General features: G+C 71.3%; 16 protein-coding genes. 10 read left to right on the top strand and 6 right to left on the bottom strand.

Features of this window, described 5'->3' with window-relative positions:
* Window positions 1-9: 9 nt before the first annotated feature.
* Both ADK57_RS45245 and ADK57_RS45240 read right to left on the bottom strand, forming a co-directional pair.
* On the bottom strand, window positions 10-891 hold the full coding sequence (locus ADK57_RS45245) for an alpha/beta fold hydrolase (protein ID WP_053755627.1): 882 nt from the start codon (window positions 889-891) through the stop codon (window positions 10-12).
* Between the two features lie 79 nt (window positions 892-970).
* Window positions 971-3,577 carry a DEAD/DEAH box helicase gene (locus ADK57_RS45240; protein WP_053755626.1) on the bottom strand — a complete coding sequence of 869 codons (2,607 nt, stop codon included), beginning with the start codon at window positions 3,575-3,577 and terminating at the stop codon, window positions 971-973.
* Window positions 3,578-4,041: 464 nt separating this feature from the next.
* Between ADK57_RS45240 and ADK57_RS45235 the strand changes: the two genes are divergently transcribed.
* A complete protein-coding gene (locus ADK57_RS45235; protein WP_053755625.1) occupies window positions 4,042-4,797 on the top strand; it encodes a ferritin-like domain-containing protein in 756 nt (251 codons plus the stop codon).
* A 67-nt stretch (window positions 4,798-4,864) separates the two neighbouring features.
* Here the strand turns inward: ADK57_RS45235 and ADK57_RS45230 are convergent, their stop codons facing one another.
* The 4 genes from ADK57_RS45230 to ADK57_RS45215 all read right to left on the bottom strand — a co-directional run bounded on the left by ADK57_RS45230 (window position 4,865) and on the right by ADK57_RS45215 (window position 6,700).
* Complete coding sequence (locus ADK57_RS45230; RefSeq protein WP_063786107.1) at window positions 4,865-5,134, bottom strand: hypothetical protein; 270 nt, start codon at window positions 5,132-5,134, stop codon at window positions 4,865-4,867.
* Between the two features lie 171 nt (window positions 5,135-5,305).
* Window positions 5,306-5,533, bottom strand: coding sequence for a DUF3107 domain-containing protein (locus tag ADK57_RS45225; protein ID WP_019754243.1), 228 nt, complete (start codon window positions 5,531-5,533; stop codon window positions 5,306-5,308).
* Between the two features lie 146 nt (window positions 5,534-5,679).
* Window positions 5,680-6,321, bottom strand: a complete 642-nt coding sequence (locus ADK57_RS45220) for a TetR/AcrR family transcriptional regulator (protein ID WP_053755623.1) — start codon at window positions 6,319-6,321, stop codon at window positions 5,680-5,682.
* A 154-nt stretch (window positions 6,322-6,475) separates the two neighbouring features.
* Complete coding sequence (locus ADK57_RS45215; RefSeq protein WP_053755622.1) at window positions 6,476-6,700, bottom strand: hypothetical protein; 225 nt, start codon at window positions 6,698-6,700, stop codon at window positions 6,476-6,478.
* A gap of 164 nt (window positions 6,701-6,864) precedes the next feature.
* Between ADK57_RS45215 and ADK57_RS45210 the strand changes: the two genes are divergently transcribed.
* The 9 genes from ADK57_RS45210 (at window position 6,865) to ADK57_RS45175 (ending at window position 18,163) form a co-directional block, all read left to right on the top strand.
* On the top strand, window positions 6,865-7,881 hold the full coding sequence (locus ADK57_RS45210) for an alpha/beta fold hydrolase (protein ID WP_053755621.1): 1,017 nt from the start codon (window positions 6,865-6,867) through the stop codon (window positions 7,879-7,881).
* An 8-nt stretch (window positions 7,882-7,889) separates the two neighbouring features.
* Window positions 7,890-9,275: a DUF3152 domain-containing protein gene (locus tag ADK57_RS45205; RefSeq protein WP_107091806.1), complete on the top strand. Its 1,386-nt coding sequence runs from the start codon at window positions 7,890-7,892 to the stop codon at window positions 9,273-9,275.
* Window positions 9,276-9,343: 68 nt separating this feature from the next.
* Window positions 9,344-9,436: an Ms4533A family Cys-rich leader peptide gene (locus tag ADK57_RS52345; RefSeq protein WP_324612283.1), complete on the top strand. Its 93-nt coding sequence runs from the start codon at window positions 9,344-9,346 to the stop codon at window positions 9,434-9,436.
* Window positions 9,437-9,585: 149 nt separating this feature from the next.
* Window positions 9,586-11,304: an ABC transporter substrate-binding protein gene (locus tag ADK57_RS45200; protein WP_053755619.1), complete on the top strand. Its 1,719-nt coding sequence runs from the start codon at window positions 9,586-9,588 to the stop codon at window positions 11,302-11,304.
* A gap of 4 nt (window positions 11,305-11,308) precedes the next feature.
* The gene (locus tag ADK57_RS45195; RefSeq protein ID WP_053755618.1) at window positions 11,309-12,319 is read left to right on the top strand and encodes an ABC transporter permease; all 1,011 of its coding nucleotides are present in this window, start codon (window positions 11,309-11,311) and stop codon (window positions 12,317-12,319) included.
* On the top strand, window positions 12,316-13,314 hold the full coding sequence (locus tag ADK57_RS45190) for an ABC transporter permease (RefSeq protein WP_053755617.1): 999 nt from the start codon (window positions 12,316-12,318) through the stop codon (window positions 13,312-13,314). The genes ADK57_RS45195 and ADK57_RS45190 overlap by 4 nt, the downstream gene beginning before the upstream one ends.
* Window positions 13,311-14,954 (top strand): dipeptide ABC transporter ATP-binding protein, encoded by a 1,644-nt coding sequence (locus ADK57_RS45185; protein WP_053755616.1) that lies wholly within the window; start codon window positions 13,311-13,313, stop codon window positions 14,952-14,954. Before ADK57_RS45190 ends, ADK57_RS45185 begins: the two co-directional genes overlap by 4 nt.
* Before the next feature lie 213 nt (window positions 14,955-15,167).
* Complete coding sequence (locus ADK57_RS45180; RefSeq protein ID WP_234390598.1) at window positions 15,168-16,862, top strand: DUF3492 domain-containing protein; 1,695 nt, start codon at window positions 15,168-15,170, stop codon at window positions 16,860-16,862.
* Window positions 16,859-18,163 (top strand): hypothetical protein, encoded by a 1,305-nt coding sequence (locus tag ADK57_RS45175; protein WP_053755614.1) that lies wholly within the window; start codon window positions 16,859-16,861, stop codon window positions 18,161-18,163. Before ADK57_RS45180 ends, ADK57_RS45175 begins: the two co-directional genes overlap by 4 nt.
* Window positions 18,164-18,327: the final 164 nt, after the last annotated feature.

Raw genomic sequence — 18,327 nt, 5'->3', positions numbered from 1 at the left:
TCGCCGGTCTTACTGTCCTTCGCCGGGATGGATGCCGTCCCAGAAGTCCGCGAGGGCCCGGGCGGTCGGGAGCGGCTGGTCGGTGTTGGGGGAATGCTCGGCGCCCGGGATGACCGTCCGCCGTGCCCTCAGCCGTATGGCCATGCCGTCCAGCAGCGTCACCGGCCAGGTGTCGTCGTGGGCGCCCGACAGGACGTGCAACGGGAGCGAAACGGCGGCGAGTTCGGCGACCCGGTTCGGTTCCGTGCACAACTGGTGGCCCGTGGCACGGAGTTGGGCGGGCTTGTTGCCCAGCCAGCGGCGGCGCAGCTGCGCCATGCCGCCGATGCCGCGGGCGGGACCGCCGACCTCCTCCGGCGGCCCCATCGCCAGGATGGCCTCCCACACCTCGGCCATTCCCATCACGTCGAGCGCGTCCCGCAACAGCTTCACGCGCTGCTGCTGGGAGTCGGAGATCTGGGCGGGCCCGGAGGCGACCAGGGTCAGTGAGCGGAAGGGGGAGCGGTCGAGCAGTACGGCGGCACGGGCGATCTGGCCGCCGAGAGAGTGCCCGAGCAGATGCACGGGTGTGCCGACGCTTTCGGCCTGGGCGAGCACGTCCCGCGCCAACTCCGCCTGAGCGTAGGCGGACTCATCCTCCTCGGGGCCGTCCGACTCGAACTGCCCCCGCCCGTCCACGGCCACGACACGGTACCCACGCCCCGCGAGCGGCTCGTGCAGCAGCGTGAAGTCCTCCTTGCTCCCCGTGAACCCGGGCAGCATCAACACGGTGCCCTTCGGCTCGACGCCGGGGGCCACGGGCGAATCGACGACGGCGAAGTCTCCGCGAGAGGTGTGGAGAAGGCGGGCGCGGGCGTTGGGGGGCGGGGTGAAGACGGCTTGGCTGGTCACGGGGGGAGGGTATCGGGTGGGCTCCGGGAATGCCGACGGCCCGGTTCACACGGGGTGAACCGGGCCGTCGGGCAGGAGATCAGCTCTCCGTGGGCTCCGTGGCTGCCGCGGCCTTACGGGTCCGGCGACGGGGTGCGGCCACCTTTTCCTCGGCCACGGCCTGGGCCGGGATCGCGGCGACAGCCACGTCGGGCTCCGCGGCCTTGCGGGTGCGACGACGAGGCTTGGCCTCTGCGGCCGCCTCGACCACGTCACCCTCAACTGCCTTGGCGGCGGCGGTCTTCCGTGTACGGCGCGGCTTGGCCTCCACGGCCTCGGCGGTGTCGACGGCGGCCTCGGCCGGAGCTGCGGCGGCGGTCTTCCGTGTACGGCGCGGCTTGGCCTCCACGGCCTCGGCGGTGTCGAGAGCGGCCTCGGCCGGAGCCGCGGCTGCCGTCTTCCGCGTACGGCGCGGCTTGGTCGCCGTACCTTCCGCGGTGTCGACGGCGGCTTCAGCAGCCGCCGCCGTGGCCTTGCGGGTGCGACGGGGCTTGGCCTCCACGGCCTCGGCCGTGTCGACGGCCGTCGCGGCGGTGGCGGCAGCCTTGCGCGTACGGCGCGGCTTGACCTCGGCCGCCTCCGGGGCCGTCTGCGCCGGGATCTCGGCGACGGGCTCCGTGGCCACGGCCTTGCGCGTACGGCGACGCGGCTTGGCCTCCACGGCCTCGGCGGTGTCGAGAGCGGCCTCGGCCGGAGCCTCGGCCGGAGCCGCGGCAGTCGTCTTCCGCGTACGACGGCGAGGCTTGACCTCTGCAGCCTCGGCTTCCGAAGTCCCGGTCCCCTCGGCTGTGTCGACGGCGACCTCGGCCGCAGGGGCGGCCGCGGCCTTGCGCGTACGACGGCGCGGGGCGGCGACGGGAGCCTCGGGCTCCGGCGCAGCCGGGGTCTGAGACACGGTCTCCGTCGTCGTGGACTCGGCCGTGTCGACCGCCGTCTCCGCTGACTTGCGGGTGCGGCGGCGGCGCGGCTTCGCCGCGGTCTCGGCGGCGTCGACGGCAACCGTGCCCTCGGCCGTCGCGACGGCGGCCTCCGCCGCCTCCGTGACCGGCGCCACCTCGGACACCGTCGGCTCGACCGTCACCGCTGCCGTGGCCGGCATCGTCTCCGACGCCGCGCCGCGGGTGCGGCGACGGCGGCGCGGGGTGCGGGTCGCGGTGGCGTCCTCCGCCGCGGTGGTCTCCTGCGGGGCGGCGACGCCCTCGGTGGGAGCCGTCCCGGCGGGGGCGGTCGTGTCCAGCGGGGCCCCGTTACGGGTGCGGCGACGGCGACGCGGCGTGCGGGCGGAACGCTCGTCCTCGGCCGAACGGGACTCCTCCCGACCGCCTCGGCTGTCCCGGTCACCTCGACCGCCTCGGTCACCACGGCTGTCCCGGTCACCACGACCGCCTCGGTCACCACGGCTGTCCCGGTCACCACGGCCGCCTCGGTCACCGCGACCGCGTGCACCGCGGCCGCCCGTCTCGCCCAGGTCCTCCAGCTCCTCCGCTCCGAGCCCGGCGCGCGTGCGCTCCGAGCGCGGCAGGACACCCTTGGTGCCCGCGGGGATGCTCAGCTCCTCGAAGAGGTGCGGGGAGGTGGAGTACGTCTCCGGCGGGTCGTTGAACCCGAGGTCCAGCGCCTTGTTGATGAGCTGCCAGCGCGGGATGTCGTCCCAGTCGACGAGGGTGATCGCGATGCCCTTGGCACCCGCGCGGCCCGTACGGCCGATGCGGTGCAGGTACGTCTTCTCGTCCTCGGGGGACTGGTAGTTGATGACGTGGGTGACACCCTCGACGTCGATGCCGCGGGCGGCGACGTCGGTGCAGACGAGGACGTCCACCTTGCCGTTGCGGAAGGCGCGCAGCGCCTGCTCGCGGGCGCCCTGGCCGAGGTCGCCGTGGACCGCGCCGGAGGCGAAACCGCGCTGCTGGAGCTGGTCGGCCAGATCGGCCGCCGTCCGCTTCGTACGGCAGAAGACCATCACGAGACCGCGGCCCTCGGCCTGCAGTATCCGCGCGACCAGCTCGGGCTTGTCCATGTTGTGCGCGCGGTAGATGTGCTGCTTGGTGTTCGCGACCGTCTTGCCCGCGTCGTCCGGCGCCGTGGCGCTGATGTGCGTGGGCTGCGACATGTAGCGGCGCGCGAGGCCGATGACCGCGCCCGGCATGGTCGCCGAGAACAGCATCGTCTGGCGGCGGGCCGGCAGCATGTTGATGATCTTCTCGACGTCGGGCAGGAAGCCCAGGTCGAGCATCTCGTCGGCCTCGTCGAGGACGAGCGCCTTGATGTGCTTGAGGTTGAGCTTCTTCTGGCCCGCGAGGTCCAGCAGACGGCCCGGGGTGCCGACGATCACGTCGACGCCCTTCTTGAGGGCCTCGACCTGAGGCTCGTACGCCCGGCCGCCGTAGATGGCGAGAACGCGTACGTTGCGGACCTTGCCCGCGGTCAGCAGGTCGTTGGTGACCTGCGTGCACAGCTCGCGGGTGGGGACGACGACGAGCGCCTGCGGGGCGTCGGTGAGGTCTTCGGGCTTGGCGCGGCCGGCCTCGACGTCGGCGGGGACGGTGACGCGCTCGAGGAGCGGGAGGCCGAAGCCCAGCGTCTTGCCGGTGCCGGTCTTGGCCTGGCCGATGACGTCCGTGCCGGTGAGGGCGACGGGGAGCGTCATCTCCTGGATGGGGAAGGGGGTGATGATGCCGACGGCCTCAAGTGCTTCGGCCGTCTCGGGAAGGATTCCGAGCTCTCGGAAAGTCGTAGTCAGGGTGCTGCCTCTTCTGTGTGCGCGGCACGAGGGCGAGCGCGGGGGTCGTCTAGGACCGTGCTGGGGACGTCGACTACTGCCTTACGGGCGAGCCGTATGACACGGGACCGCTGCCGACGCTCTAGCGCTCGAACCGCTGAGGGTCCCCCTCCGAACTTCGTACGCACTGCGTCGTACGGGCGAGGAGGGCTGTCGGGTCGGAGCCGATCGGGCCACCGACCGGGCATCCTCATTCATGCAGCCCGTCGAATAGTCGGCGGGCGCATTACCACTGTACCCCGGAAACGCGCACACGCGATGGCCGATTTGGTCACGTAGTCGGCGTCACACTGATTGACCAGGGACTTCCGTCGCGCGGCGAGCGAGCTATTGTGCGCTTCATGACGACCTCTGACAAGCCTGACAACGCCTCCGCAGCACCTGTCGAACCCACCGGAGTCGCCGCCCAGGACTGGACGCGGGCCTCCGCCGAACCGCAGTACCGCGCCGCGGTCGTCGACCTGCTGGGCGCGCTCGCGTACGGCGAACTGGCGGCGTTCGAGCGGCTCGCGGAGGACGCGAAGCTGGCGCCGACGCTGGCGGACAAGGCGGAGCTGGCGAAGATGGCGTCGGCCGAGTTCCACCACTACGAGAAGCTGCGCGACCGGCTGACGGAGATCGGCGAGGAGCCGACCGCGGCCATGGAGCCGTTCGTCGCCGCGCTGGACGGCTTCCACAAGCAGACGGCGCCCTCGGACTGGCTGGAGGGGCTCGTCAAGGCGTACGTCGGCGACTCGATCGCCAGTGACTTCTACCGGGAGGTCGCCGCCCGGCTCGACTCGGACACCCGCGAGCTCGTCCTGGCCGTCCTCGACGACACCGGGCACGCCGGCTTCGCCGTCGAGAAGGTGCGCGCGGCCATCGACGCGGACCCGCGTGTGGGCGGGCGGCTCGCGCTGTGGGCACGACGGCTGATGGGCGAGGCCCTGTCGCAGTCCCAGCGCGTGGTCGCCGACCGGGACGCGCTGTCGACGATGCTCGTGGGCGGCGTCGCGGACGGCTTCGACCTCGCCGAGGTCGGCCGGATGTTCTCCCGGATCACCGAGGCGCACACCAAGCGGATGGCGGCGCTGGGACTGGCGGCCTGACGGCCCTTCGCGGTGGCCTGACGGCCCTCGCGGGGGTCTTACGGAAGGTGCCGCGATCGGCGCTGGATCAGGCGGTTGCCGATCGGCGGCGAAGTCTTCCCGCGGGGCGCAGGAGGAGCGAGAGCGAGGCCGCCGAGACGATCGTCGCGCCGACGAGGATCACCAGGACACCGCCCGCGTCCAGCGCGCTGTGCGTGACGAAGGCGCCGAAGAGGGCGCCGGCCACGCCGGTCGCGAGGACCATGGATCGGGCGGGCAGACGGTGGGAAAGACGGTGGATCGCCAACCCCGCCAGCACGAGACCGAGCAGAGCGGAGCCGAGCGCTTCCAACAACATCATGGGGTCCCTCCCACACGGCCACACTGCGCGTCACGGTCGTAGCCCGTCATACCCGTGACCTGCGGAATGCAATCCTCCTCTGTGCCTGACTTGTGCGCCACATGTGGAGAAAAAAACCGAGAGGGGCCCGGCGACTCATCGTCGCCGGGCCCCTCTCGTCGCGTATGACTACAGCGCGCCGAAGCCCACCTTGCGCGGGGCCGGCTCGCCGAGCTCGACGTAGGCGAGGCGGTCGGCAGGGACGAGGACCTTGCGGCCGTGCTCGTCCACGAGGCTCAGCAGCTGCGACTTGCCGGCCAGCGCCTCGGACACCGCCCGCTCGACCTCCTCGGCACTCTGACCGCTCTCCAGAACGATCTCGCGAGGCGCGTGCTGCACGCCGATCTTGACCTCCACGGCTATGTCCCTCCGACGGTCAGTGAAGTGCGCGACCTTCCGCGCCGTACTCCGCACACATTAGCCCGGTGAGGGGACGTCCACGCTCCGCGCAAGAACGCCAACAGCGAACAGCGGGCGGGAACAAACCCTCACGGCGGGCGCGGTCAGTGGTGGTCGGTGCCGTGCAGCGGGAAACCGGCGATGCCCCGCCAGGCGAGCGAGGTCAGCAGTTGGACCGCCTGGTCGCGCGGGACACTGCGGTCGCTGTGCAGCCAGGAACGGGCCACCACCTGGGCCAGACCGCCGAGGCCGGAGGCCAGCAGCATCGACTCCGCACGGGAGAGGCCGGTGTCCTCGGCGATGACCTCGCAGATCGCCTCGGCGCACTCGGTCGTGACCTTGTCGACGCGCTCGCGCACCGCGGGCTCGTTCGTCAGGTCCGACTCGAAGACCAGGCGGAACGCGCCGCCGTCGTCCTCGACGTACGCGAAGTAGGCGTCCATGGTCGCCCGTACGCGCTGCTTGTTGTCGGTCGTTGACGCGAGCGCGGTGCGTACGGACTGGATCAGCGACTCGCAGTGCTGGTCCAGCAGCGCGAGGTAGAGGTCGAGCTTGCCGGGGAAGTGCTGGTAGAGCACCGGCTTGCTGACGCCGGCGCGCTCGGCGATGTCGTCCATCGCGGCCGCGTGGTAGCCCTGCGCCACGAAAACTTCCTGCGCGGCGCCCAGCAGCTGGTTCCGTCGGGCACGGCGCGGCAGGCGCGTGCCTCGCGGGCGTGCCGCCTCTGTCTGCTCGATGGCTGTCACGCCGCCTCCCAAAGTCGTCCTCGTGCGGTGTGCGCCGCGCCGCCATCGTACTTTTCGGTAACCGTGGTGTGCGCAGTGTGAGCCCAGAATTTCACGGACCGGACGCTGACACATACTGCGCATGGCGTCTCGAAACGGGATGGAACGGGCGCTGTCACCGATAGTCGTCCTCGTCGATGGAGACCACGCGCGCCTGTTCGATGAGGTCGGCCTCGTTGGCGCGGTCCGGGTCCATGCCGGTCAGGGGTTCGTCGCGATCCGGCTTGACGTCCGTCAGCTGCTCGGCGGCGTCGCCCTCCGGTGCTTCGACATCGATCTCGGTTGCTTCCTCGGCGTCCTCGTCCACGAACGTCTCGGGATCGGTGGGGTCGACGGCCATGATGGGCTCCCTTCCTAGAACATCCCTGAATGGAACAGGGGGCCACATGCGGGTGCCCTGCGTACGAGCCTAGGAGACACCCGATCCGGACGCCATGCGATCCGGGTACCTTCTGTGACGGCGAACACACGAACCACTGCGTGATCGTCTCGTAACATTGCCGCATGTCTTCGACCGAGCTGCCGTTCGTGCCGCCCGCCAACGTGCTTCCCAAGGTGGCGCCCGTCAGGGTCGCCGAGGGCGAGCGGCTCAGGTCGGTGGGGCTGCCCGGGATCACGCTGACGGTACGGTCGAGGCCGCCCGCGCGCGAGGGGCTGCCCCCCGCGCTCTACGTCCATGGCCTCGGCGGTTCCTCACAGAACTGGTCGGCGCTGATGCTGCAGCTGGAGGACGCCGTCGACGGCGAGGCCGTCGACCTGCCGGGCTTCGGTGACTCCCCGCCACCGGACGACGGCGACTACTCGATCACCGGGCACGCGCGCGCGGTGATGCGTTATCTCGATGCCTGCGGGCGCGGTCCTGTGCATCTCTTCGGGAACTCGCTCGGTGGCGCGGTCGCCACGCGCGTCGCCGCGGTGCGGCCCGATCTCGTCCGCACGGTCACCCTTGTCTCGCCCGCGCTGCCGGAGATCCGCGTCCAGCGCACGGCCGTGCCGACGGGGCTGCTGGCGGTGCCCGGCGTGGCCGGGCTCTTCACCCGGTTCACCAAGGAGTGGACGGCGGAGCAGCGGGTCCGCGGGGTGATGGCCCTTTGTTACGGCGATCCCGGGCGGGTGAGCCCGGAAGGGTTCCGCAACGCCGTGGAGGAGATGGAGCGGCGGGTGCAACTGCCGTACTTCTGGGACGCGATGACGCGTTCCGCGCGCGGGCTGGTGAACGCGTACACCCTGGGCGGCCAGCACGCGCTGTGGCGCCAGGCCGAACGTGTCCTCGCGCCGACCCTCCTCGTCTACGGCGGCCGCGATCAGCTCGTGGGGTTCCGCATGGCGCAGAAGGCGGCCCGCACCTTCCGCGACTCGCGCCTCCTCACCCTGCCGGAGGCGGGGCACGTGGCGATGATGGAATATCCGGAGACGGTGGCCGGGGCGTTTCGCGACCTGATCGCCGACAGCAGCAGAGACACTGAAGGGGCCTCCGGCGGTGGAGCCGGGATGTCGGGCAGTACGAACTCGGGGAGCTGAGGGGCGACGTGGGACGCCACAGTCGACGTGGATCTGTTCCCAAGAATGACCCCAAGGGGGATGGCGCCGATCCGGCGGGCCGGGGTGGGACACCGGGGCCACCGCCCGCGCGGCGGGCACGGCCCGCGCCTCAGGCGGGCTACGGGACGCAGGCCCAGGAGGATCCGGGATCCGCGGACCCCGCGCGCGGGGTGCAGCGTCTCCCCGACGGCACTCCGGCCCATGGTTTTCCTCAGGTGCGTGGGGGGCATCCCGAGCAGCGTGAACCAGGTGGCGGCTGGGGGAAGTTGAGCGGACGCGGCGGCGTCGGGAACGGCAGGCCGACCGGGCCGGGCGCCGGTGTTCCGCGGCAGCGGCAGTCGCCGCCGGTGGGGGCGAGGGGGCCCCGGCAGGACTACCTCGACGCCTTCGAGCGGGACGACGACGTCTTCGCGCCCCGTGATCCCGTCACCTCGGCGCACCGCGCCCCGGCCGTCGCACTTGCCTCCGACCCGTACGGCTCCGTCACCGCCTGGCCCCCCGAGACCGGCAGCCACGGCCTCGATGACGACGACGCGCCGCCCACGGGCGAACCGGCGCCCGCCAGGGGCGGCAAGGGACGGACGTTCACCGGGATCGCGGCCGCCGCCGTCACCACCGTGCTGGCCGTCGTCGTGGCCGGTCAGGTCGCGGACGGGCGGGACGACAACGCCGTACAGTCGCAGTCCGCCACCGACCAGGCCCGAGACGCCCGCGACTCCGCCACGCGCGGGGACGGCCGGCCGGCGCCCTCCGGTTCGCCGAGCGTGTCGACGCTGACGTACGAGCAGAAGATGGACAAGACGTACGCGCTCGGCGCCGCGTTCAAGGGGTCGGGCAAGTTCGACGCGATCCAGGGGGTCGACAAGGCGCCCGGCAAGGGGCAGAAGTACACCTACCGCGTCGACGTCGAACAGGGGCTCGGCCTCGACGGCGAACTCTTCGCCGAGGCCGTGCAGAAGACGCTCAACGACGACCGGAGTTGGGCCCACAACGGGGCCCGCACCTTCGAGCGAGTCTACTCCGGCAAGCCCGACTTCGTGATCACGCTGGCAAGCCCCGGCACCACCGCCGTCTGGTGCGCCAAGTCCGGTCTGGACACCACCGAGGACAACGTGTCGTGCGACTCGGCCGCCACCGAGCGCGTGATGATCAACGCATATCGATGGGCGCAGGGGTCGCAGACATACGGTGATCAGATCCATGCATACCGGCAAATGCTGATCAACCACGAAGTCGGCCACCGGCTCGGCTACAGCCACGTCACCTGCGACAAGAACGGCGAACTCGCCCCGGTCATGCAGCAGCAGACCAAGTTCCTCGACCATGACGGGATTCACTGCCGGGCCAACCCCTGGCCCTACCCGGGGAGTTGACGGGCCGACCCTCGCGTCACGCCGGTGTCGCGTTGACATGCGCAGAAAAGTCGTACATATTGCTGCGCATGTCGCCCGGTCACACCTCCGCCTGCAGCGCCTTCGAGTTGGCGCTCATCGGTGTGACCCCGCTCTGCGTGGCCGACATTCTCTGTCGCTGACGCCCGCCCTTCGGCGTGCGCGTCGCGAACTCTCATCCTTTGCGTGACTCGGTCACGTGTTTTCCGACGACCTGACGCCGGGGCAGACGTCTGCTCACACCTGTCTCACTATTCGGCAATCTGTCTCATCTTTTGAGAGGTCGTCTCCGATGCGTCAACCGTCCCTCACAGCGCGCCGCGTGGCAGCGGCATCCGTAGGCCTTGTTCTGGCAGCGGGCGTCGCCGCCTGCGGGCCCGAGGACAACGATGCCAAGGCCTCCGGCGGCGACTCCATGCCTCACAAGGGCGGCACCCTCTCGGTCCTGAACTCCAACCCGCAGCAGGACTTCGACCCGGCCCGGCTGTACACCTCCGGTGGCGGCAAGATCCCGTCGCTGGTCTTCCGTACGCTCACCACCCGCAACCGCGAGAACGGCGAGGCCGGCGCCGAGGTCGTCCCGGACCTCGCCACCGACACCGGGCGGCCCAACAAGGACGCGACCGTCTGGACGTACACCCTGAAGAAGGGCCTCAAGTACGAGGACGGCACCGCGATCACCTCGGCCGACATCAAGTACGGCATCGAGCGTTCCTTCGCCGCCGAGCTCTCCGGCGGTGCCCCCTACCTGCGGGACTGGCTGATCGGCGGCGCCGGCTACGAGGGCCCGTACAAGGACAAGGGCGGGCTCGACTCGATCGAGACGCCGGACTCCCGCACGATCGTCTTCCATCTCGACAAGCCCGAGGGCGAGTTCCCCTACCTGGCCACGCAGACGCAGTTCGCGCCCGTCCCCAAGGCCAAGGACACGGGCACGAAGTACGAGGAGCACCCGGTCTCGTCCGGCCCGTACAAGGTCGTCAGTAACGAGAACGACGGCGAGCGGCTCGTCCTGGAGCGCAACCCGTACTGGTCCGCCTCGACGGACGCCGAGCGCAAGGCGTACCCGGACAAGATCGACGTGCGGTCCGGGCTCGACTCGTCCGTGATCAACCAGCGGCTGTCCGCGTCTCAGGGAACGGACGCCACCGCCATCACCACGGACACCAACCTGGGCCCGGCCGAGCTGGCCAAGGTGAGTGGCGACAAGGAGCTTGCCGCTCGCGTCGGCACCGGCCGCTTCGGCTACACCAACTACATCGCGTTCAACCCGAACGTGAAGCCGTTCGACAACATCAAGGTGCGGCAGGCGATCTCGTACGCCATCGACCGCTCGTCCGTGGTCAACGCGGCCGGTGGATCGTCACTGGCGGAGGCCGCCACCACCTTCCTGCCGAACCAGAAGTCCTTCGGCTACACGCCGTACGACCTGTTCCCGGCGGGCGCGTCCGGCAACGCTGCGAAGGCCGAGGAGCTGCTGAAGGAGGCCGGTTACGGGAACGGGCTCACCATCACGCTGACCCACTCCAACAGCAAGGACTTCGAGACCGGCCCGGAGATCGCGACCGCGATCCAGGATGCGCTCAAAAAGGCCGGCATCACCGTCAAGCTGCAGGGTCTCGAGGAGAACGACTACTCCGACAAGATCCACAACGTGAAGACCGAGCCGGGCTTCTTCCTCGCCCACTGGGGTGCCGACTGGCCCTCCGGCGGCCCCTTCCTCGCCCCGATCTTCGACGGCCGGCAGATCGTCGAGGACGGTGCGAACTTCAACACGGGCTTCCTCGATGACAAGTCGGTCAATGCCGAGATTGACGCGATCAACAAGTTGACGGATCTTGACGCGGCTGCCAAGAGGTGGGGTGCACTGGACAAGAAGATCGGCGAACAGGCCCTGACCGTCCCGCTGTTCCACCCCGTCTACAAGCGGCTGTACGGCAAGGACATCCGCAACATCGTGATCAGCGACTGGGACGGCGTCCTGGACCCCTCGCAGGTCGCGGTCAAGTAGCGCCATGAGCGAGGCACTTGTCGCCTCACAGGCGGGAGCGGCGGATCCGTCCGTCGCCCCCGCCTCGGGGGCTCGTCAGTTCTGGCGGCGGCTGCGGACGCAGCGCGCCGCCCTCGCCGCGGCGGTCGTCGTCGCGCTGCTCGTCCTGGTCGCGCTCGCCGCACCGCTGCTCACCGCGATCGAGGGCCAGGACCCGACCACGTACCACCCCTCTTTGGTGGATTCGGCGCGGGGCGGTGTGCCCGTCGGGTCCTTCGGGGGCATCAGCGGTGACCACTGGCTCGGCATCGAACCGCAGACCGGACGTGACCTGTTCGCGCGGCTGGTGTACGGCGCGCGGGTGTCGCTCGGCGTCGCGCTGGCCGCGACCGTCGTACAGGTCCTCATCGGTGTCGTGGTGGGCGTTGCCGCCGCGCTCGGGAGCCAATGGGTTGATCAACTGTTGAGCCGGCTCACGGACATCATCGTCGCCCTGCCACTGATGATCATGGCGTTGGCGCTGCTCGCGATCGTGCCGTCGAGTTTCCCGCGCCCCGTCCTGGTCGCCCTCGTCATCGGCCTCGTCGCCTGGGGCAACATCGCGAAGATCACGCGCGCGCAGACCCTCACGCTCAAGGGGCTCGACTACGTCTCCGCCGCCCGGCTCAGCGGCTGGGGCACCTGGCGGATCGCCCGCCGTGAGCTGCTGCCCGGCCTTGCCGCGCCCGTCATCACCTACGCCGCGCTCCTGGTCCCGATCAACATCACCATCGAGGCCTCGCTGTCCTTCCTCGGTGTGGGCGTCAAGCCCCCGACACCGTCATGGGGGCAGATGCTCACCGCCGCCGACGTCTGGTACCAGGCGGCCCCGCAGTACCTGCTGCTGCCGGCGAGCGCGCTCTTCGTGACCGTGCTGGCGTTGACCGTCCTCGGCGACGGGGTACGTACCGCCCTCGACCCGCGCGCGGCCTCCCGCCTGCGTGTCGGCACGGGTCGCAAGCAGGAGGCCAAGGCGGACCGGGGAGGCGCCTCGTGACCGGCTTCGGAGGCTTCGTCCTGCGCCGCGTCGCAGGAGCCGTCATCACCCTGTTCGCGATCTCGGTGATCGTCTACGTCGTCTTCTACGTCACCCCCGGCAACGTCGCCCAGATCACCTGCGGCCCGCGCTGCTCGCCCGCCCAGGTCCAGCAGGTCGCCGGGCAACTCCACCTCGACGACCCGCTGTACGTGCGCTACTGGGATTTCCTGCAGGGTCTCGTCGCCGGCCGGGACTACTCGACGGGCACCTCGGTGGAGCACTGCTCGGCGCCCTGCCTCGGGCTGTCGTACCAGAGCGACCAGCAGGTCACCGAGCTGATCCTGGCGAAGCTGCCGGTCAGTCTGTCGCTCGTGTTCGGCGCGATGGTGCTGTGGCTGATCCTCGGTGTCGGCACCGGTGTCCTGTCGGCATGGCGGCGCGGCAGGCTCACCGAGCGGGCACTGACCGGTGTCACGCTGGTGGGCGTCGCCACGCCCGTCTTCGTCATCGGCCTGGTTCTGATGATCGTCGTCTGCGGCGAACTGGAACTGCTGCCCTTCCCGCAGTACGTGAACCTCACCGACGACCCCGAACAGTGGGCGTGGAACCTGCTGCTGCCCTGGCTCTCGCTCGCCCTCGTCGAGGCCGCCGCGTTCGCCCGGCTGACCAGGGCGTCGATGCTGGAGACGCTCGCCGAGGACCACATCCGGACCTTCAGGGCGTACGGCGTCGGCGAGCGGTCGGTCATCGGGCGGCACGCGTTGCGCGGAGCGCTCGCGCCGGTCATCGCGCTGAACGCCAACAACTTCGGCGGCGCGGTCGGCGGTGCGGTGCTCACCGAGACGCTCTTCGGCCTGCCCGGCATCGGTCAGGAACTGGTCCATGCCGTCAATGTCGTCGACCTGCCGGTGGTCGTCGGCATGGTCCTCGTCATCGGCTTCTTCGTAGTGATCGCCAACGCCGTCGCGGACGTGCTGTACGCGGTGGCCGACCGACGGGTGGTGCTGACGTGAGCGACGCCGAGAAGGCTTCTTCCCGGAGCCTCGTCGAAGTCACCGACCTGACCGTCGACTTCGGTGAACTGCGTGCCGTGGACGGACTGTCCTTCCGTCTGGAGCAGGGCGCTGCCCTCGCCCTGGTCGGCGAGTCGGGCTCCGGCAAGTCCACGGTCGCCTCGGCCCTGCTGGGCCTGCACCGCGGCACGGGCGCGCGGGTCGGCGGCTCGGTCGAGGTCGCCGGAACCGATGTACGACAGGCATCGGACGACGAACTACGGAGACTGCGCGGCGGGAAGGCCGCGATGGTCTTCCAGGACCCGCTGTCGTCCCTCGACCCGTACTACGCGATCGGGGACCAGATCGCCGAGGTGTACCGCGTCCACGCGCGCGGGTCGCGGCGGGCGGCACGCGCGCGTGCGGTGGACGTACTGGACCGGGTGGGTATTCCGGACGCGCACCGCCGGTCCCGTTCGCGCCCCCACGAGTTCAGCGGCGGCATGCGGCAACGCGCCCTCATCGCCATGGCGCTGGCCTGCGAGCCCGACCTGCTGATCGCCGACGAGCCGACGACCGCGCTCGACGTCACCGTCCAGGCCCAGATCCTCGATCTGCTGCACACGCTGCGCGAGGAGACCGGCATGGGCCTGCTGCTGGTCACGCACGACGTCGGCGTCGCCGCCGAGAGCGTCGACGAGGTGCTGGTCATGCGGCACGGGCAGACGGTCGAGCAGGGGTCGGTCGATGCCGTACTGGGGGCGCCCGCGCAGCCGTACACCCGGGAACTGCTCGGCGCTGTCCCGCGCGTGGACGCGCCGCGCGCTCCCTCGCGGGCGGCCGGGGAGGTCGTCCTCGAAGCGAGGGGTCTCAGGCGCGAGTTCGGACGCGGCAAGCGGGCGTTCCTGGCCGTGGACGACGTCTCGCTGACGATCCGGCGCGGCGAGACCCTCGGCGTCGTGGGCGAGAGCGGCAGCGGGAAGACGACCCTGGGGCGCATGCTCGTGGGGCTCCTGGAGCCGACGGCCGGCGAGATCAGGCCCGGCGGGGGAGTACGCCCAGACGTGCAGATGGTCTTTCAGGACCCCGTCTCCTCCCTCAACCCCCGCCGCAGTGTCGGTGAGTCGATCGCCGACCCGCTGCGGGCGCGCGATATGGGCGTCCCCACGCTCGAGCGAAGCCGAGAGTGGGGGAGGGACGAGGGGCGCATCCGAGGGCGCGTACGAGAACTGCTGGAGCGTGTGGGGCTCGAAGCGGCGCACTACGACCGTTATCCGCACGAGTTCAGCGGCGGACAGCGCCAGCGCGTGGGCATCGCGCGGGCGCTCGCGGCCGACCCGCGCGTCATCGTCTGCGACGAGCCGGTCTCCGCGCTCGACGTCACCACCCAGGCCCAGGTGGTCGCCCTGCTGGGCGAGCTCCAGCGCGAACTCGGGCTCGCGCTCGTCTTCGTCGCGCACGACCTCGCCGTCGTACGCCAGGTCAGCGACCGCGTGGCGGTCATGCGCCGCGGCCGGATCGTCGAGTCGGGTCCTGCGGACGAGGTGTACGACAACCCGCAGGACCCGTACACCAAGCAGTTGTTGGCCGCCGTACCGGCGCTGGACCCGCGGATCGCGGCCCGGCGCAGAGCCGCCCGACGCGAGCCGGCCGTGACCTGAGCATTCGCACCACCCGCGAGTGACGATCCGTGCACGCATGATCTCTTAGCGCGACGGAACGCGACCTGCACGGGAAAGTTACGGCCGTTCACCCCTTTTGGTGGCGCGATGGACAACCGTCCGTCGCGCCACCGCCTTGTCCGCATACGTTCGTCCCGCTGCGAGCCGCCGGGTCAACGGCGGCTCCCCATACGGGAGATCGGGGGTGCGCGGGTGCGCATCGGACTGCTTACGGAGGGTGGCTATCCGTATGTGAGCGGTGACGCCGGACTCTGGTGCGACCGGCTCGTGCGCGGGCTTGAGCAGCACGAGTTCGACATCTACGCGCTCAGCCGCAGCGAGCGCCAGGAGGACGAGGGCTGGGTTCCGCTGCCGCCGCAGGTCAACAGGGTGCGCACGGCACCGCTGTGGACGGCCGAGGAGGATGCGGTCGGGTACGGGCGGCGCGCGCGCCGGCGGTTCGCCGAGTGCTACGGCGAGTTGGCGGCCGCCCTGTGTGAGGGGAGCGTCGTCGAGGCGCCGTCGGCCCCTGAGACGGACCGTTTCGCCGGCGCGCTGTACGGGCTCGCCGAACTTGCCCGCGACGAGGGCGGGCTGGTGGGAGCGCTCCGCTCCGAGGCCGCCGTACGCGCCCTGGAGCGCGCCTGTCGCGCGCCCGGCGCCCTGCGTACAGCCCGCGAGGCGCGCGTACCGGATCTGCTCACCGTCGCCGCGCACCTGGAACGCGCCCTGCGCCCTCTCTCGCTCGACTGGTACGAGGACGACGGCCTCGGAGCGGTCGACCTGTGCCATGCGGCATCCGGCGGCGCGGCGGCCCTGCCCGGGCTGCTCGCGCGGCACTTCTGCGACGTACCCCTGCTGGTCACCGAGTACGGCGTGCGGCTGCGCACCCACTACCTGACCGACACGGAGTCCTCGCCCGCGGTACGCGCCCTGCTCACCGCCTTCCACGGCCGACTCGCCGCCGAGACCTACGGCCGGGCCGCGATCGTCACGCCCGGCAACGCACACGCGCGTCGCTGGCAGGAACGCTGCGGTGCCGACCGCGACAAGCTCCGCACGGTCTACCCGGGCATGGACGCGTCCCGCTTCGCGGACATCGGCGAGTCGCCGGAGTGTGCGGACCCGCACGCCCTGGTCTGGGTCGGCCGGGTGGAACCGGCCAAGGACCTGGTCTCCCTGCTGCACGCCTTCGCGGAGATCCGCAAGGAGGAGCCCAAGACACGGCTGCGGATCGTCGGCACGCCCTCCGGCGCCGAGGGCACGGCCTACCTCGGTCACTGCAAGGTGCTGGCCGCGCAACTCTTCCCCGACGAGGCGGACGGCCCGCACGCCGTCGGCGACAACCCCGTGTCCTTCGAGGAGATCGGCGGCCCGGAGCTGCCGACCCTGGCCGACGCGTACGCCGCGGGTGCGGTGGCCGTCCTGTCCAGCGTCGTCGAGGGCTTCCCGATCGGCCTGGTCGAGGCCATGTTCTGCGGGCGCGCGACGGTGTCCACGGACGTCGGCGCCGTCGTGGAGGCCATCGGCGGCACGGGCCTCGTCGTACCCCCGCGTAATCCGCGGGCGCTGGCCGAAGCGTGCGTGACACTGCTGCGCGATACCGAGCGCCGCGAGCGCCTGGGCGCCGCCGCCCGCGCCCGCGCACTCGAACTGTTCACCGTCGAGCAGAACATCACGGCATTTCACGGCATTTACCTGGAAATCGTCTCGCGCACACCGGTACACCGTGTCCTCCTCGACGACACCGGCGAACCCCTGCCGTTCGCCGCACCCGCCGAGGCCCACGTACCCGGCCGCTGGACCGAGCAGGGCGTGCACGTCGTGGCCCGTGGCGGCCCCGGCTGGGCAGTGCGGCCGCCGCTACGCCCCACGGCGCCGACGGCCGTCACGGAGGGAGCGTCATGAGTGAGCTGGGCGAACTGGACCGCGCCGGGACCCCGGACACCCCCGGAGCCTGGGACGTGCGGTCGGAGGAGTGGCTGGTCACGGAGGCGTTCGCAGAGGCCGGGCGCGAAGCGGGCGAGGCGGACGCCGCCGGGCCCGGTGCCGACCACGACCCGGGCGGTGGGACTGTTCGGGGTGCCGGGGCGACGGGAGCCGGTCGCCCCGCCGCCCCCCGCCGCACCGGCGCGGACCCGGTGAAGGCCCTGATGCACCGTCACCGGGACCTCTGCGAACGAGCCGTGGACCCCCTGGAGATCGCGGCGGGCCTGGAGGCTCACGGAGTCACCGACCGCACGGCGGCCCGCTTCCGCCACCGGGACGTCTTCTCCCTGGCCGAGGAGATGTACGCGCGGATCCCCCGCGACGGCGAAACGCCGACGCCCCCCGCCCCCGAGGCTGCCTCCCGCCCACGCGCCGACTGGGCGCTGCTCACCCTCCTCCCCGGCGCCCTGTGCACGTCGACCGTGATCGGCCTGCACCTCACCCACGGCCAGGCCCGCGCGACGGTCGCCGCCGCAGGCGTCCTCGCCGTGGCCCTGGCCCTGCGCGCGGCCCTCGCCCGAGGCCCGCTCAGCCCCGGTTCCGGCACCGCCGCGACCGGCACCAGCTCCTGGACGTACTGGCTCATCGCCTACGCCCTCCTCGGCGACGGCCTGCTCCGAACCGCCCTGGCCGGCGGCCCCGACGGCCTGCCCGACGGCACCACGAACGCCCCCTGGCCCCTCGCCGCCGCTCCCCTCCTGGCCGTCACCTGGGCCTGTGCCCCGGCGGCCTGGACCACCCACCTCCTGACCGCGCGAGTGCGCCGCAAACTGACGGCCAGCCGCGGCCTGGAGGACTTCGCCGCCTCCGTACGCCCCCTACTGCTCGGCACGTTCGCCCTGTTCCTGTGCACCCTCACCGCCCTCCTCACCCTGACCGCCGAAGCCCTGGACGAACCCGCCCCCTACGCACAGACCACCGCCCTGGGCGCCCTGCTCCTCCTGTCCCGCCTCCTCACCATCCATCGCTTCACCCACGCCCCCGTCGTCGTGCTCATGGCCACCGCCACAGCCCAGGCAACAGCCCTGGCCACGGTCTTCGCGGCCCGCCTCCCCGGCTGCGACGTCCTGGCCGTCCCGGTCCAGACCCTCACCGACACCTGGGGCCCGGGCAGCGTTCAAACCCTCACCTGCGGCACCGGGGCGCTGATCCTCCTGCTCCACGCAACCCGCACCCTCACCCGGGCCTCGGCCCACGCGCCGACGGAGAAACAGTGGTGACGCGCCGGCCGCCAGCCCCGCGCACCCGCACCCGCGTACGGCGGGAAGGGGACGTGTCGGGGGGTGTCCGCCCGCAGCGGTTGGCGCGTCAACACGTTCGCCCCGGTAGGAGACCGATTCCGCGCCGTTCCGAGGACGGACACCCCCCGACACGTCCCCGCACC

Source organism: Streptomyces sp. MMG1533, assembly GCF_001279775.1.
Lineage (GTDB): Bacteria > Actinomycetota > Actinomycetes > Streptomycetales > Streptomycetaceae > Streptomyces.
The sequence above is the reverse complement of the archived record's forward strand: the minus strand, read 5'-3'. Positions and strand labels throughout refer to the sequence as shown.

Excerpts from the sequence above, each read along its gene's own strand:
- ADK57_RS45240 (WP_053755626.1), bottom strand. The coding sequence starts at position 3,577 with ATGACGCTCCCCGTCGCCCTCACCGGCACGGACGTCATCGGCCAGGCC.
- ADK57_RS45230 (WP_063786107.1), bottom strand. The coding sequence starts at position 5,134 with ATGTTGTTGGAAGCGCTCGGCTCCGCTCTGCTCGGTCTCGTGCTGGCG.
- ADK57_RS45215 (WP_053755622.1), bottom strand. The coding sequence starts at position 6,700 with ATGGCCGTCGACCCCACCGATCCCGAGACGTTCGTGGACGAGGACGCC.
- ADK57_RS45210 (WP_053755621.1), top strand. The coding sequence starts at position 6,865 with ATGTCTTCGACCGAGCTGCCGTTCGTGCCGCCCGCCAACGTGCTTCCC.
- ADK57_RS52345 (WP_324612283.1), top strand. The coding sequence starts at position 9,344 with ATGTCGCCCGGTCACACCTCCGCCTGCAGCGCCTTCGAGTTGGCGCTC.
- ADK57_RS45200 (WP_053755619.1), top strand. The coding sequence starts at position 9,586 with ATGCGTCAACCGTCCCTCACAGCGCGCCGCGTGGCAGCGGCATCCGTA.
- ADK57_RS45195 (WP_053755618.1), top strand. The coding sequence starts at position 11,309 with ATGAGCGAGGCACTTGTCGCCTCACAGGCGGGAGCGGCGGATCCGTCC.
- ADK57_RS45175 (WP_053755614.1), top strand. The coding sequence starts at position 16,859 with ATGAGTGAGCTGGGCGAACTGGACCGCGCCGGGACCCCGGACACCCCC.